The sequence below is a fragment of the bacterium genome, from assembly GCA_035307765.1.
Lineage (GTDB): Bacteria > Sysuimicrobiota > Sysuimicrobiia > Sysuimicrobiales > Segetimicrobiaceae > Segetimicrobium.
The window spans coordinates 217,204-231,691 of record DATGHU010000044.1 but is presented as its reverse complement, the minus strand read 5'-3'; the positions used below and the strand labels follow the sequence as shown (position 1 = coordinate 231,691).

Below are 14,488 nucleotides of genomic sequence, written 5' to 3'. Positions count from 1 at the left end.
GGGCGTGCCCCTGACGGCGCGCTACTTGGGGAGCTCGGGCAGCCAGAAGGCCATCAGCCCGGCGCTGTTCGGTCGCTGGTCCAGCGTATAGATGACGTGGTTGGTCTCGTCGAAGCCCAGCGCGTGGCTGCCCGCCGCCGTCGGGATGTTGCCGATCCAATGCACGGGCGATCCGCCAAACACCGCGAGGGCGGGCCCCGCGGGGAAATTGGAGGCGGCGAAGAGGTACAGGTTCTCCTTGGGATAGTAGAAGGCCATGTCGCCGGCGCCCACTTGGGTATAGGTCGACACCGCGGTGTGGGTTTTCAGGTCCCACAGAATGGCCATCGGGGTCTTCTTGTTCGAGCATCCCAGCAGCCCCTGGTTCGTGGCCGGATTGATCGCCAGGCCATTCGGGTCGCAGGCGACCCCGACATCATACTTCTTGACCATCACGTCCTTCGCCGGATCGAACTGAAAGACGGCGTTCTGTTCGGAACTGGTCATGTACATCATCCCGTCGCCCGGATTGTAGCGGGGTTGCTCCAACCCGGGGCCCAGATCCTTGAACTGCTTGATGATCGTGTCCTTCACCGCATCGATGACGCTGACGATCCCGTCGTCGCTGTTGGCCGCGTACAGCTTCTTCTCCCTGGGATCGTAGTCCATCTCGTCGGTCCGCTTCTTGCCGCCGGTGCTCAGCTTGGCGATCACGGTGTTGCGCGTGGGAGAGGCGGGGTTGACATCGATGATGGCGACGCTGCTGTCGTTGGTCCCGGCAAACACCTTGTTCACGTTCTTGGCCACCTGCACCCCGTTGGCGGGACCGGTGGGCACGGTCTGCAGGTAGCGGGCGGAGGGCGACGAGATGTCGAAGATGTCCACCCCCTTCGTTGTCCGATCGCCCAAATACAGAAGATGGCCCGCCTGATCGATGTCGATGATGTCGAAGGACCCGGTCTTCCCCGCGATCGGCGGGATGTCCACGTGCGGGAGTGGAAGCGCCATATCGGCGGCGATCACCGGCAGCGTCAACAGCAGTAACCCGATCAGCCCCGCAAAGATGAAGCCCAGGGAACGGAGGGCGTGAAGACGCCGAAGCGACACCATATCGACCTCCTCAAACGATCTGCTGTCTTTCAAGCAACCGAGGCGGCGCCGGGGCCGCCCGGTTGCCCCCGTTCTACACCGACTTTCCCGAACCCTCGCGCGGGCCTCCGGGGAGAAACCGCCCCGCCACGCTGGCACAGGGGTTCGCGGGCGGGCGGCGAAAGGGGACCGGGCGCTCGAGCGACAAATCCCCGGGGCGGAGGGTTTGCCCGCTGGCCCGCGGCTCGATCGAGGGCTGCGCGGTGATCGAGGGTGGCGGTCCCCGATTTTGTGCCCGCCGGGCGGAGCGGCGGCAGGGAGCCGCTCCCGCTCGGGAGGAGTTTCGATCCATCCCTCAACCAGACGTCGAGTGCGCGGGCGGTGTCGGGGGCGGGTGCGAGTACCGGCGCGACGTCCCCGTTCGATATGGCATCACCCACTGAGCGGAGGAGGGAGAACACGATGCGTCCGGCGTCGCCATCCTATTGTCGGTGCTCCTGGGGGCCGCGCTCCTCTCCGGGGTCCTCGTGCCGGCGTCCTCGCAGCCCCAGAAGCGCAAGATCATCTTCTCCATGCCGGTCGCGCCGCCCAACGTCGTCCACACCCCGGTGGAGCTCGCCAAGCAACTGGGGTACATGGACAAGTTCGGGATCGACCTCGACGTCAAGGACTTCGAAGGGTCCACCCGGGGGCTCACCGCCGCGATCGCCGGCGGCGTGAACATCGGCTACATCAACTGCGAGGAAGCCTACGGCAACGGCGTGCCCTTGGTGGGCTTTTACGACACCGCGGCGAAGCTGCCGGTGATGATGATCGCCCGCGACTCGATCAAGACGATCAAGGATCTCAAGGGCAAGAAAGTGGGCCTCAGCAGCCCCCCCGGGGGGTTCATCGACCGCATGAACCGGGCCGCCCTGGCCGCGGCGGGGCTCAAGGTGGAGGACGTGACGGTGGTCCCCACCACCACCGCGGGACGCGTCGCCGCGCTGGTCTCCGGGCAGACCGACACGGCGGTGTTCCATGACTACCGGGGAACGGTCGACCCCCTGCAGGCGTGGCCCGAGTGGTACGGCGCGTGGATGGCCCTGGGGAACCGGCACGAGGGGCTGGCCGCGGAGGCCGCGCGAGAGGACCGGCCGATGACCGCCGGGGAGGCGCACTATCGAGCGGCTCTCGCCTACCATTTCGCCGTGTTCTGCTGGGTCGAGAATCTGGACGAATACGACGCGGGGCACCGCAAGCGGGGGGCACCCACATCGAGGCGACCCGGCGCGCGGTCGCCGTCCGCGATGTGCGCCCGGCCGGCCGCGGCCAGTTTGCCGAGCTGCTGGTGGAGCGGATCCGGGAGCTGCACATGGAAGCGGGACGGATCGGCCTCACGGTCATCGACCCGCGGTACGGGGATTACATGCCGGTGAACCAGCACCGCACGCTGACCGAGGCTCTGCCGGAAGCGCGGGTGGAGCCGGTCGGTGACTTCTTCCACGAGTTCCTCGTCACGAAGAGCCCGGCCGAACTCGAGCGGGTCCGCCGGGCCGGCGACCTCTGCGCGGCGGCGACCCTGGCGATGGTCGAGGCCGCCCGCCCCGGGGTGCCGGAGTATGAGGTGAAGGCGGCGGCGGCCCACGCGATCCTCGGGGGCGGAGGGGAGATCGATTTTCTGATCATCGGCTCCACGCCCATGGACCGTCCCCGCATGGTCTTCGGCAACCCGCGCCCCTCGGCGCGGCGCCTGCAGCGGGGAGATCTGATCCTCAGCGAGTTGGCGGCAGGCTACGAGGGCTACACGGCCCAGGTGGGGGTGCCGATCTGCGTGGGGACGCCGACGGATCGGGTGCGGCGCATGTTCGACGAGGTGGTGCTCCCGGGGTTTACCCTCCTCGCCGCGGAACTGCGGCCCGGCGCTCCATTCGAGGCGGTGCGGGAGAAGGCCGCGTTCTTCCGGCAAAAGGGATACCAGTCGCGGCCGACCATCCTCCACAGCCTGGACCTGGTCAGCCACGCCCCCGATGTCTCGGTCGAAGCCGTCCACGCCGACCCGGAGGACCGAGTCATCAAGCCGGGGATAACGCTGATGCTGGAGCCCAACCCCATCACCGCCGACGGCCTGCTCGGGCTCTTCTTCGGGCACACCTTCATCATCACCGACACCGGCCACGAACGGCTGGCCGGCCGGCTGCCGCTCGACCTGCTGGTGGCCGGAGGGTAGCGGCAGGGCCGTCGGCCGTCAGCGCTTGTACGTCACTTCCTGCCCGTTCCCCGTTTCCACGGTGACGGTCTCGAGTCCGGGATCAGCCCGCAGCCGGCGGAGGAAGTCTCCCAGCTCGTGCGCGTGCGAGCGCACGTTGTCCGTGACGAGCAATCCCCCGCGCCGCACTCGGGGAACCAGCAGGTCGAGGTAGGCGAGGTAGTTCGGCCGATCGGCATCGAGAAACACGAGGTCGAATGGGCCGGGCAGTGTCATCAGCACGTCGAGCGCCGGCCCGTGCTGAATCGTCACCCGCTCGGAGAGGCCGGCACGCGCGAGATTCGCCTTTGCCATCGCCACCTTGTCCGCGGCGCGTTCAATCGTGGTCACGTGGCCCCCGGTCTCGCGCGCCGCCCACCCCAACCAGATCGTAGAGTACCCGTTGGACGTGCCGATCTCGAGGATGCGTTGCGCGCCGGTGGCCCGGATCAGGATCGCGAGCAGTTGGCCGGTCTCCGGGGCGACGTTGAGAAACCGCCGGGCCCGCTCGGTCTCCCGCGCATCGTTCTCGCGCCCCGCCTCGGCCAGCTCATCCAGCAGCGCGCGCACCGCCGCATCATCCTCCATCACCGCCTCCTTCCAAGGCGACGACCGCGGCCGCGCGGTGATCAGGCGGACTGGGGGATCCTGGCCGGGCTGATGATCCCCAGCATGGCCGCCGCGCCGCCGAGAGCCCGGAACTGATGCTCGACGTGTGGCGGGACGATGACGGTGGCGCCCCGCTCCAGCGACTGGCAGATCCCGCCGTCGGGCCCGAGCCGGACTTCGATCCGGCCCTCCAAGACGTAGTTGATCTGTTCGTTCGAGTGGTGATCGACCTTCGTCACCGCCCCCGGCTGCAGCTCCACGTAGTTGACCGTCACCCGTTCGCCGGAAACGGTCCACACTCGGATGCCGGGGCCGCTCTCCCGCCCCGCTCCCACCTGGATCTGACGGATCCCCGGCTCGGCCATGGGCGTCACCGGCCGCGGGGGGCGGCGGCCGCACGGAGGACGGTCTGCGGCCAGACCGAGGGCGGAATCAACGCCCCTTCCTCGATCGCGAACGGGCCGACGGCGGCGGAGGTGTCCCGCGGTTGCTGCCGTAATCGATGAACGGGGGCGTGATGCTGACCTGGCCGAAGGTGCAGTCCACATCGGCGTCGGGAACCGAGGCCCGACCGATGATCGCGGTCTTGTTGGTGACGGAGGTCGCCCCGCTCAGCCCCTCGATCTAGTCGGCCGTAGGGGTCGCCGACGCCGAAGATCGAGAGGATGACCCGGTCACGGGTCTCGGGATCCTCGGGCAGGTCGGCCTGGTGAAAGAACACCGGCCGGCTCGTGCCGCCCCTCATCACGACGGCCCGAACGCGACGCTGCATCCGGCTTCGCTCCCTCCGCGTCGGGGCCTCGGGGCCCACCCACGCGCTACCGCTCCAATTCCAGTATACGTGATCGGGGCCGCTCCGGCGATCCCGGGGCCGCACCGCTACCCCGCGGGGCGCAGCAGTTGCCCGATGGGGTTCCCGCAAATCTCCCCGTGCTTCATGACGACGGTGCCGCGGACGATCGTATAGACCGGCATCCCCTTGACGCGGAAGCCGTGGAACGGGGTCACCTTGCTCTTGCTGTGCAGCGTGTCCTTGTCGATCGTCCCTTCCCGCGCCAGGTCGACGATCGTCAGGTCCCCGTCCGCGCCGCGGCCGAGGTGGCCCTTGCGCGGCCAGAGCCCCCAGGCCCGGGCGGGGCCCTCGGCCTGCGCCCGGACGTACTGGCTGAGGCTGATCCGGCCGGCGTTGACCTGAGTGAGCATCAAGGGGACACTCGTCTCCACTCCGGCCAAGCCCGCCGCGGCTTTCCAGATGTCCCCCATCGGCGCGTCGGCCATCTTTTCCTCGGGGGTGTGGGGGGAGTGGTCGGTCCCGATCACCTCGATCGTTCCGTCCAACACGCCCCGCCACAGCGCCTCGCCGTGGGGGCGGGAGCGGACCGGTGGGTTCATCTTCAGCAGCGCCCCCAGGCCCATCCGCACCATGTCCTCGCCTTCCATCAACAGGTAGTGGGGGCAGGTCTCCCCCACCACGTCCACGCCGCTGTTCTTGCCGCGCCGGACGAGGTCGACCCCCTCGGCGCAGCTCATGTGGTGGATCATCAGCTTGCTCCCCACCTCCCGGGCGAACAGGATGGCCCGGGAGATCGCCTCGGCTTCGGCGACCGGGGGCCGGGACTCCAGGTGGGCGAGCGGATCGCGGCGACCCTGGGCTTGGAGCTTCTTCCTGAGGTAGAGGATGATGCCGTTGTCCTCGGCGTGGACCCCGCAGCGCAGCCCAGTCTGGGCCATGATGCGCCAGGCGTCAATGATCTCGCCGTCCTGAGGGGCGGGAATGTTTCCCACCGTTTCTCCGAGGAAGATCTTGTACCCGACCACCCCCGCATCGGCCAGCGGGAGGATCTGGTCTGCGTGGCCCTCGAGGATCACGGCGTAGATCCCGTAATCCACGTAGGCCCGGCCGCGCACGCAGGCCACCTTGGCCTGAAAGCCTTCCACGGTCGCGGTCGGGGGGATCACGTTCGGCATGTCGATGACCGTCGTGATCCCGCCGGCCGCGGCCGCCTGCGAGCCGGTGTCGAAGTCCTCCTTGTAGTCGAGCCCCGGCACCCGGAAGTGGACGTGGGGGTCGATCAGGCCGGGGAGCACGTGGAGGCCGGTGGCGTCGATGACCTGGCGTGCCTCGGGAAGAACGTTCCCCATCGTCACGCCGAGCACTTTGCCGTCCGTGACGAGGACGTGCCCCCGCTGGGCCGACAGCGGGGTGACGATCGTGCCGTTCTTCACGATCAGATCGACGGTCATCCCATCACCCCCCGCGGGCTTCCCCGCCGACGGGGGACGTCCGCCTCTGCGCCGCCCTCCCCTCGCCCCGATCGCCCTGCGCGCCGTCGAGTATAATGGGTCGCGGTGCATGCGGGGATCCGCAGCCCGCCGACAGGGAGCCGTCCTATGATATACCGCACGGTGATCCGGCCTCTCCTCTTTGGGGTCGATCCCGAGTCGAGCCACGAGATGATCCTCTCGCTGCTCGCCGCCGCGGGCCCGTGGTGGTCGCGCCTGCGCGGCCCCGCGGGCGGGCCCGAGCTGGCGATCACCGTGGGCGGGATCCGGTTCCCGAACCCCGTCGGGCTCGCCGGCGGGTTCGACAAGGCGGCGCGGGCGCTCTGGGCGTGGCCGGCCCTCGGGTTCGGGTTCGCCGAGATCGGCACGGTGACGGCGCACCCGCAACCCGGCAACGCGCGCCCGCGCGTGTTCCGCCTGCCGGACGACACCGCGCTGATCAACCGGCTGGGATTCAACTCCCCGGGGGTGGAAGTCGTGGCGCGCCGGCTCGCCGCCCTGCGCCGGAGGCGCTATCCGATCCCCCTCGCCGCGAACATCGGAAGATCGAAGATCGTCGCCAACGAATCCGCACCCGAGGACTACGCATTGTCGATGGAGCGCCTGCATCCATACGCGGATTTCCTGGTGGCGAACCTCTCCTCTCCCAACACCCCGGGTCTGCGCAACCTCCAGATGCGCGAGGCGATCGTCCCGCTCCTCGACCGCCTGGCGGAGCGCAACCGCGCGCTCGGGGAGAAACCCCTCTTCGTCAAAGTCTCCCCGGATCTCACCGAGGCCGAACTGGAAGAGGTGGTCGCGGCGATGGACGGCCGGGCGCACGGGTTGGTGGCCACGAACACGACGATTCGGCGGGACGCGCTCCGCGGCGCGTCGAAGGACGAGGCGGGGGGCGTGAGCGGGAGGCCGCTGCGCGGGCTCGCCACGCAGACGATCCGCACGCTGTGGCGGCTGTCGCGCGGCCGCCTGCCGATCATCGGGGTGGGCGGAATTTTCACCCCGGAGGATGCCTATGAGAAGATCAAGGCGGGGGCGACGCTTGTGGAGTTGTACACCGGGTTCGTCTACGGGGGCCCCGCCACCCCACGCCGGATCAGTGCCGGGCTCCGAGCCCTCCTCGCCCGCGACGGTCTCTCCACGGTGGAGCAGGCGGTCGGGATCGACAACCGGTAAGGCGCGGCGTCGATGAGCAGCCCGGCGACGCAATGGATCGGCCGCCCTCTGAAGCGTCGGGAGGACCTCCGGTTCCTCCGGGGCCGGGCGACGTACGTCGGCGACATGACGCTGCCCGGCATGGCGCACCTGGTCATCGTGCGCAGCACGCACGGGCACGCCCGCCTGCGGGCCGTGGAGGCGGACGCCGCGCGCCGCGCGCCCGGGGTCATGGCGGTGATGACCGCGCAGGATCTCGTCGGCCGGATCCATCCCATGCCGGTGAACCCGCTCAAGGATGCCGAGATCGCACAGATCCCCCATCCCGTCCTGGCCGCGGGGACGGTCCGGTATGCCGGGGAGGCGGTGGCAGGGATCCTCGCGGAGAGCCGCGCCGCGGCGATCGACGCGGCGCGGCTGGTGGAGATCGACTACGATCCCCTCCCCGTCGTCGCCGATGTGGCGGCGGGCCTCAGCGGCGCGGTGGTCCTTCACGAAACGGTGCCGGACAACGTCCTGATCCGCATGACCCGCGGCAGCGGGGATGTCGACGCGGCGTTTCGGGCGGCGGCGCGCGTGGTCCGCGAGAGATTCCATATCCCGCGGATCGCCGCCGCCCCCATGGAGCCGCGCGGGGCGGTCGTCGTCTACGATCACGGCGCCGATCTCCTCACGCTGTGGGTGTCCGCGCAGGAACCGTACCGGCCGCGCGCCCAGATGAGCCGCGTGCTCGGCCGCCCCGAGGACCGCATCCGGGTCGTCGTGCCGGACGTGGGTGGGGCCTTCGGGAGCAAGGGCAATCTCGCGCCCGAGGTCGTCGTCGCCGCCCTGCTCGCGATCGACACACGGAAGCCGGTCAAGTGGATCGAGGCGCGCCACGAAAACTTCGCCTCTTCGCCGCAGGCGCGCGGGCTCGATGCGGAGGTCGAGGTGGCCGTGGAGGCGGACGGACGGATCACGGGGTTGCGGGCGAAGCTCACCTCCGACATCGGAGCCTATCTCTACCCATCGACCTCCACCCCGCCGTCGAGAACGGCCGAGCTCCTCACCGGCGCGTACGACATCCCGGCGGCCCGCGTGGAGGTCGTCGGGGTCGCCACGAACAAGGTCCCCACCGCTCCTTACCGGGGCGCCGGCCGCCCCGAGGCGGCGTACATGATCGAGCGGATGGTGGACCGCGTCGCGCAGGAATTGGGCCTCGACCCCGTCGCGGTGCGCCACCGGAATCTCATCGGCCGCGACCGTTTCCCCTACCGCTCGGCGCTGGGATCCGTGTACGACTCCGGGAATTACGCGCCGGCGCTGGAGAAGGCGTGCGCGCTGGTCGAGTACGAGCGGCAGCGGAAGGCGCAGCGGCAGGCGGTGGCGGACGGCCGGCTCGTCGGCATCGGGGTCGCCGTCTACATCGAGCCGGCGGGCGGCCAGCTCTGGGAGAGCGCGGCCGTGTCGGTGGCACCCGACGGGCGGGTGACCCTCCGCACCGGATCGACCGCGCACGGGCAGGGACACGAGACGACGTTCGGGCAGATCGCCGCCGAGATGCTTCAGGTGCCGATGGAGGCCATCACCCTTCAGCAGGGAGACACCGCGCTGATGCCCAAGGGCGTCGGCACGTTCGGCAGCCGCTCCGTGGCATGCGGAGGATCCGCCCTCTTCGGGGAACTTGAGAAGATCAAGGCCAAGATGCGGAAGATCGCCGCGCACATCCTCGAGGCGGCGGAAGCGGATCTTCGGTGGGACGGGGACCGGATCTTCGTCCAGGGGGCTCCGTCCCGTGCGCTGACCTTTCGGGAGGTCGCCGCCGCCGCGCACCAGCCGGCGCGGCTGCCGGCCGGCCTCGAACCGGGGCTCGAGGCGTCGGGGACGTTCTCGCTCCCGGACATGGTCTATCCCTTCGGCGCGTACGCCGCCGTCATCGAGATCGATCGGGAGACCGGTGGTGTCCGAATTCTCAAATTTGCGGCGGTGGACGATGCGGGCCGGATCATCAACCCCCTCCTCGCGGAAGGCCAGGTGATCGGAGCGATCGTCCAGGGGCTCGGCCAGGCGCTCGCCGAAGAGATCGTCTACGACGAAGGGGGGCAGCTGCTCACCGGCACGTTCTCCGACTACGCGCTCCTCCACGCCATCCACGCGCCCGACGTGACCGCCGAGTTCACGGAGACGCTCTCGCCCTACAACCCGCTTGGAGCCAAGGGGGTGGGTGAGGCCGGCACGGTCGGGGCGCCGCCCGCGCTCGCCAACGCGGTGATGGACGCGCTCGCGCCGCTCGGCGTCGAGACCCTTGATTTGCCGTTCACCGCGGAAAAGCTGTGGCGGGCAGTACGGGGAGGCTGAGGACCGTCTGAGCTCCGCCGCGACCCGGGCTCGGCACGCGGGGGATCGCGCCCGACTCCCGGCGGGCGGTCTGGCCCGTGGAGGCACCAGCGCCTCACGTGTCGCCCCGCGCCCCTGCATCTTCCCTGCCCCACCCTGAGGACAGACCAGGAAAGCCCTGGCGCATCGCGGTCGCCGCCGTCTGTCCCGCGGCGCACCGGTGACGAACGATCGATCGCCGCACCGAGCCCGCTCGCCCCCAAAGCCGGGGGTCTAGCCCCACGGGCAGGGGGGCATAGAGCAAATGACGCTTCCGGAGTCTCCCGGGACCGCAATCTATCGCCTGCGAGGAGAACGCCGATGACCATGGATGTCCGGATCGATTCCCCGCTGGGATTGGAGCCCGGCTCTGCGACCGAACACGTCACGATCGTCCCCATCCCCCGGGTCATCGAGATGTTCAGCGTCAGCGAGCGGGAGTTGGATCAGATCGGACACGCGTCCACCGGGTACGCGTTCCACCTGGTCTTCTTTGGGATCACGTTCGGCGCCTCGATGGCGTTTCTCATCTCGCTCCTGACCGCGCAGTTGGGCAACCGAATGTTCGCGCTCGTCTGGGCGCTCTTCGTCCTCGTGCTGGCGACCCTGTATTTCGGGGTCCAGTCGATCCGAAGCTACAGCGATTCCCGGAAGGGCGTGCGCACCATCAAGACCGAGAGCCAAAAGGTTCAAGCCGCCTCGCTCCCGACCGCTTAGGCGCACCTCCGCTCACCCGGCGCTTTGCTCCCCCGGGCCCCCGCCCGTCCTGGGCGATCAGCGCCTTCGCGGTGGCGGGGCCGCGCGACAGGAAATCGTCCGCCCTCGGCGCACTCTTAACGGAGCGGTTCCCCGAGGAGGATTTGGATGTCCATCGAGCGCGTGCACCGCTACATCGACGAGCACCGGGAGGAATCCCTCGAGATCCTGAAAGGCCTCATCCGCCAGCCGAGCATCAGCGCCCAAGACACGGGCGTCAAGGAGTGCTCCCGGTACCTCGCGGACCTGACGCGCCGGCTCGGCATCCGCTCGGAGATCATCGACACCCCCACGCAACCGGTCGTGTACGGGGAGATCTTGGTGGATCCCAAGCAGCCTACCCTCCTGCTCTACGGCCACTATGACGTGCAGCCCCCGGAGCCGCTGGAGTTGTGGCAGTCGCCGCCGTTCGAGCCCACCGTGCGCGACGGCCGACTCTACGGTCGGGGGACGGGGGACAACAAAGGACAGCTGCTCTGCCACGTGCTGGCCGCCAAGGCGTGGGCGGCGGCGGCGGGGATGCCGCCGATCAATCTCAAATTCGTCTTCGAGGGCGAGGAGGAGTCGGGGTCGCGAAGCCTCGGCACTTTCGTGCGCGAACACCGCACGAAGCTGGCGGCCGACCTCGTCTATGTCTCCGACGGCGGCCTGCACCCGTCTGGTGCGCCCGCGGTCTCCTTGGGAAACCGGGGGATCCTGGGCATCACCCTCGTCGCCCAGGGAGCGGATCGGGACAATCACTCCGGGAACAAAGGCGGCGTGGCCCCCAACCCGGTCTGGATGCTGATCCACCTGTTGTCGACCATGGTGGATCGGACGGGGCGCGTGCTGATCGACGGGTTCTACGACCACGTGCGGCCCATCGGGCCGGTGGAGGAGCGCCTCCTGGCGACCATGGATTTCGACGCCAAGGCATTCGCAGCGACGATGGGCCTTCCCACGCTCGAGATCGACGGTCCCACCTACTGGAAGCGGATCATGCTGCAGCCGTACTTCAACATCAACGGGTTCATCAGCGGGTACGTCGGGCCGGGCTCCAAGACCATCATCCCGTCTCGGGCGGAGTGCCGGATCGACATTCGCCTCGTCGTCGATCAAAAGACGCAGGAGATCTTCGAGAAGGTCAAGGCCCACGTCGGCAGGATCGATCCGCGGGTGCAGGTGCAGGCCCGGGGGTTCGGCACGATGGAGGCCAGCCGCACGGCCCCCGACCATCCGGCGGTCGGCGTGATCGCCCGGGCGATCAAAGCCGTCCGCGGGGTCGCCCCCTACATCGTCCTCTCCGGCGGAGGGAGCCTGCCGAACGCCGTCTGGCCCGATGTCCTCGGCGTCGATCACATCGGCGTGCCCTACGCCAACGCCGACGAGAACAACCACAGCCCCAACGAGAACATCAGTCTGGAACGCTTCAACGACGGGATCCACACGAGCGCTCAGGTCTTCCAAACGCTGGCCGATGCCCACGCCCGGGGCGAGCTCGGTCGGCGGGAGGCCTAGCGGGGGTCCGGCCGGTGGGGGAAACGATCCGTCAGCGGGCGCGGCGCCTCGCGGACGAGGCGTGGGCGCGCGGCGACGCGACGGGATGGTTCGACCTCCTGTACGCCGGGGCGGCGGGACGGCCGGACCGCATCCCGTGGGCCGACATGCGGCCGAACCCGAACCTGGTGGAGTGGATGTCGCGCGCTGCGCTCGAGGGAACGGGGCAGCGGGCGCTGGTCGTCGGCTGTGGATTGGGCGATGACGCGGAGGCGCTGGCCGGGGCCGGCTTCGAGGTGGTGGCGTTCGATGTCTCGGCGGCGGCGATCGCGTGGTGCCGGACGCGGTTCCCGGGGTCGCCGGTACGGTACGTCAACGCCGACCTCCTCGCGCCTCCGCCCGACTGGCAGGCGGTGTTTGACTTCGTGCTGGAGGCGTACACGCTGCAGGCGCTCCCCCCGGGCGTCCGGCCGCAGGCGGTCGAGCGCGTCGCCGGGTTCGTCGCCCCTGGAGGAACGCTGCTCGTGATCTGCCGGGCCCGGAACACCGAGGACGATCCCGGCGGCTTCCCCTGGCCGCTGACCCGGGCCGAGGTCGATCTGTTCGGACGGCACGAGCTCACCGAAACGGGTTTCGACGATTACATCGACACATCGGGGGCGTCGGCGGTCCGGCGCTTTCGGGCCGCGTATCGGAAACGTCCCGCCCCGGGGGCGTGACCGCCCGCAGCTCTTCTCGAAAGCGCGGGCACCGCTGCGCGTCGGGAAGCCTCGCCGAGAAATGCGGGAGTGAACCGGACAGATAACGCGGGGCCGGGTCAACCTCACCCGGCCCCGCTTCACCCTCCTGCCCTGTCCCGACTATTTGGCTTGACTTCCCTGTTGGAAGTTCTGTGTGTAGTACGGCGTTTGGTTCGTGTCCGCCGTGTTCATTGCGGCGGAGTGCGCGCCGGCCGCCGCCCCACCCGCGACGAACAATCCGGTGAAGAACCACGTCAGCCAAAACGGCATCTACATCACCTCCTAACGGAAACACTCCGATTGACTCGAAGAAATTGCGCGGTACCGCACTCTTATTTTTCCCCGCCCGCGGGGTCGACAAACATCCGGGGCGGCCCGACGCGATCGCACCGGTAACGCACGCACCCGGGCCACGTCTCGAAGAGCATCCAGCAGACCGGCGGGCTCGGCCGTTCGAAGTACACGCACCCCACGCGGCATTCCGCGGACCCTGCACGCCACCCCGCTAGACCGGCGGCGGCAGCGAAGCGAGCAGCCCGGCAAGGGCCAGGACAGCCAGCAGCGCCGCCGCCTCGCGCACCCACCACGCGCGCCGCCGATCCTCCGGCGCGTGCGTGGCAGCCCACGCCAGCGCGGCCGCCACGAGCAGCACTCCGAGTTTCGCGGCGAGCGCCCTCCCGTACGTCGTGTTGAACAGACTGGAGATGCCGGCGAGGTGCTGGGCCGCCATCCCCGTTCCGGTGCCGGCCAGCACGGCGAGGGACGCGATCGCCACGCGCCCCGTCCGGACCGCGATCTGCCGGCGCCGGGCCGCGAGCGATCCGATTCGCCACACCCCGAGCAGCCCGACCACCCCCCCGACCCATGCGCCCATCGCCGCCACGTGCAGGGTGTTGAGCCCGAGGCCGAGCCACTCCGGCCGCGCGCCGGCGGCGTGGGCCGCCTGCCCGTCAATGCACGCCACCGCCACCCCGAGCAACAGGGCGGCGCCCACCGCGCGATCGGGCCCGGTCCCGGTCGCGCCGACGAGCACCCAGAGGAGCAGGGCGGCGCCTAGGCGCTGGGCCAGCACTCGGCCGAAGCTCGAGTCCAGGACGTCGCCAATCGCCTCCGGGTCAAGCGGCCCGCGAGTCCCCGCCCCCAGGCTCGAGGTCTGCGCCACGAGCGCGAGCGGCTCCGCGATGAGCAGGGCGAGCACGCCGATCCCGACGAGCCGCCAGATCCGCCGGTTCACGTCCGCCCCGGCGGCGAGCCCCAGCGACCGCAGGACGGTCTGGCGGAACGCCAGCACGCCGAAACTCAGCGCGTACCCGATGAGGTGGAGCGCGCGGGCCGCCACTTGCAGGATGAGCCCGGAGATCGACCCCGCCCCTTGGGATGCCGCCGTCACCGCGCCGCCTGCGGGGACGCTGGGGCGGCCAACGCTGAAGGCGAAGATGCCCTGCGAAGGGTGCGTGTCCCGGGCGATCACCCGCCACACGACCACATACGTCCCCGCCCCCGCGGGATCGAGGGGCATGGTGACGACCGACCCGGAGGCGCGCGCCGGCCCCCGGTCGACGCGCCGGCCGGTCGGCGCGAGGACCCGGACACCCCGTCCCACGAGTTCCACCGGTTCGTTGAAGGTGAGGCGCACGGCGGAGGGGACTCCGGGCAGGACCACCCCGGTCGCGCATCGGGGGTCGCCCGGCAACGATCGGGGCACCGCCACCGGCGAGCAGAGGTCGGGCGGATCGGACCCGACGAGGGTCGCGTGCGCCATCGCCGCGGGTGCGCGCACGGCGATCCAGACGAGCGCCGCCCCGGCGGCGGCGAGGAGACG

Annotated in this window: 14 protein-coding genes and 1 pseudogene; 7 read left to right on the top strand and 8 right to left on the bottom strand. The window is 69.9% G+C overall.

Annotated elements, in window-relative coordinates; all coding sequences use genetic code 11:
• Positions 1–21: 21 nt before the first annotated feature.
• The gene (locus tag VKV57_15795; protein HLW61366.1) at positions 22–1,089 is read right to left on the bottom strand and encodes a hypothetical protein; all 1,068 of its coding nucleotides are present in this window, start codon (positions 1,087–1,089) and stop codon (positions 22–24) included.
• 470 nt (positions 1,090–1,559) lie between these two features.
• On the opposite strand from VKV57_15795, the gene VKV57_15790 reads away from it, so the two are divergent.
• Entirely contained in the window at positions 1,560–2,486 is a 927-nt protein-coding gene (locus VKV57_15790; protein HLW61365.1) for an ABC transporter substrate-binding protein, read from the top strand.
• Positions 2,423–3,277 (top strand): M24 family metallopeptidase, encoded by an 855-nt coding sequence (locus VKV57_15785; protein HLW61364.1) that lies wholly within the window; start codon positions 2,423–2,425, stop codon positions 3,275–3,277. Before VKV57_15790 ends, VKV57_15785 begins: the two co-directional genes overlap by 64 nt.
• An 18-nt stretch (positions 3,278–3,295) precedes the next feature.
• Here VKV57_15785 and VKV57_15780 read toward each other — a convergent pair whose 3' ends face one another.
• From VKV57_15780 to allB, 5 genes and pseudogenes are all read right to left on the bottom strand, one after another.
• Positions 3,296–3,883: an O-methyltransferase gene (locus VKV57_15780; GenBank protein ID HLW61363.1), complete on the bottom strand. Its 588-nt coding sequence runs from the start codon at positions 3,881–3,883 to the stop codon at positions 3,296–3,298.
• Positions 3,884–3,924: 41 nt separating this feature from the next.
• Complete coding sequence (locus VKV57_15775) at positions 3,925–4,269, bottom strand: cupin domain-containing protein (protein ID HLW61362.1); 345 nt, start codon at positions 4,267–4,269, stop codon at positions 3,925–3,927.
• Between the two features lie 67 nt (positions 4,270–4,336).
• Positions 4,337–4,480 carry a hypothetical protein gene (locus tag VKV57_15770; protein ID HLW61361.1) on the bottom strand — a complete coding sequence of 48 codons (144 nt, stop codon included), beginning with the start codon at positions 4,478–4,480 and terminating at the stop codon, positions 4,337–4,339.
• A gap of 64 nt (positions 4,481–4,544) precedes the next feature.
• A pseudogene (locus VKV57_15765) lies at positions 4,545–4,676 on the bottom strand (PrpF domain-containing protein).
• Positions 4,677–4,783: 107 nt separating this feature from the next.
• Positions 4,784–6,148 (bottom strand): allantoinase AllB, encoded by a 1,365-nt coding sequence (allB, locus tag VKV57_15760; GenBank protein ID HLW61360.1) that lies wholly within the window; start codon positions 6,146–6,148, stop codon positions 4,784–4,786.
• 147 nt (positions 6,149–6,295) lie between these two features.
• Between allB and VKV57_15755 the strand changes: the two genes are divergently transcribed.
• The 5 genes from VKV57_15755 to VKV57_15735 all read left to right on the top strand — a co-directional run bounded on the left by VKV57_15755 (position 6,296) and on the right by VKV57_15735 (position 12,645).
• Positions 6,296–7,360, top strand: coding sequence for a quinone-dependent dihydroorotate dehydrogenase (locus VKV57_15755; protein ID HLW61359.1), 1,065 nt, complete (start codon positions 6,296–6,298; stop codon positions 7,358–7,360).
• Positions 7,361–7,372: 12 nt separating this feature from the next.
• Entirely contained in the window at positions 7,373–9,676 is a 2,304-nt protein-coding gene (locus tag VKV57_15750) for a xanthine dehydrogenase family protein molybdopterin-binding subunit (protein ID HLW61358.1), read from the top strand.
• Between the two features lie 339 nt (positions 9,677–10,015).
• Complete coding sequence (locus VKV57_15745) at positions 10,016–10,411, top strand: hypothetical protein (GenBank protein HLW61357.1); 396 nt, start codon at positions 10,016–10,018, stop codon at positions 10,409–10,411.
• A 147-nt stretch (positions 10,412–10,558) separates the two neighbouring features.
• Positions 10,559–11,947, top strand: coding sequence for a M20/M25/M40 family metallo-hydrolase (locus tag VKV57_15740; protein ID HLW61356.1), 1,389 nt, complete (start codon positions 10,559–10,561; stop codon positions 11,945–11,947).
• Between the two features lie 14 nt (positions 11,948–11,961).
• A complete protein-coding gene (locus VKV57_15735; protein ID HLW61355.1) occupies positions 11,962–12,645 on the top strand; it encodes a methyltransferase domain-containing protein in 684 nt (227 codons plus the stop codon).
• 141 nt (positions 12,646–12,786) lie between these two features.
• Here VKV57_15735 and VKV57_15730 read toward each other — a convergent pair whose 3' ends face one another.
• Both VKV57_15730 and VKV57_15725 read right to left on the bottom strand, forming a co-directional pair.
• Positions 12,787–12,936, bottom strand: coding sequence for a hypothetical protein (locus VKV57_15730; GenBank protein HLW61354.1), 150 nt, complete (start codon positions 12,934–12,936; stop codon positions 12,787–12,789).
• A gap of 235 nt (positions 12,937–13,171) precedes the next feature.
• Positions 13,172–14,428 (bottom strand): copper resistance protein CopC, encoded by a 1,257-nt coding sequence (locus tag VKV57_15725; GenBank protein HLW61353.1) that lies wholly within the window; start codon positions 14,426–14,428, stop codon positions 13,172–13,174.
• Positions 14,429–14,488: the final 60 nt, after the last annotated feature.

Excerpts from the sequence above, each read along its gene's own strand:
- VKV57_15795 (HLW61366.1), bottom strand. The coding sequence starts at position 1,089 with ATGGTGTCGCTTCGGCGTCTTCACGCCCTCCGTTCCCTGGGCTTCATC.
- VKV57_15785 (HLW61364.1), top strand. The coding sequence starts at position 2,423 with ATGGAAGCGGGACGGATCGGCCTCACGGTCATCGACCCGCGGTACGGG.
- VKV57_15780 (HLW61363.1), bottom strand. The coding sequence starts at position 3,883 with ATGGAGGATGATGCGGCGGTGCGCGCGCTGCTGGATGAGCTGGCCGAG.
- VKV57_15775 (HLW61362.1), bottom strand. The coding sequence starts at position 4,269 with ATGGCCGAGCCGGGGATCCGTCAGATCCAGGTGGGAGCGGGGCGGGAG.
- allB (HLW61360.1), bottom strand. The coding sequence starts at position 6,148 with ATGACCGTCGATCTGATCGTGAAGAACGGCACGATCGTCACCCCGCTG.
- VKV57_15755 (HLW61359.1), top strand. The coding sequence starts at position 6,296 with ATGATATACCGCACGGTGATCCGGCCTCTCCTCTTTGGGGTCGATCCC.
- VKV57_15750 (HLW61358.1), top strand. The coding sequence starts at position 7,373 with ATGAGCAGCCCGGCGACGCAATGGATCGGCCGCCCTCTGAAGCGTCGG.
- VKV57_15745 (HLW61357.1), top strand. The coding sequence starts at position 10,016 with ATGACCATGGATGTCCGGATCGATTCCCCGCTGGGATTGGAGCCCGGC.
- VKV57_15740 (HLW61356.1), top strand. The coding sequence starts at position 10,559 with ATGTCCATCGAGCGCGTGCACCGCTACATCGACGAGCACCGGGAGGAA.
- VKV57_15730 (HLW61354.1), bottom strand. The coding sequence starts at position 12,936 with ATGCCGTTTTGGCTGACGTGGTTCTTCACCGGATTGTTCGTCGCGGGT.
- VKV57_15725 (HLW61353.1), bottom strand. The coding sequence starts at position 14,428 with ATGGCGCACGCGACCCTCGTCGGGTCCGATCCGCCCGACCTCTGCTCG.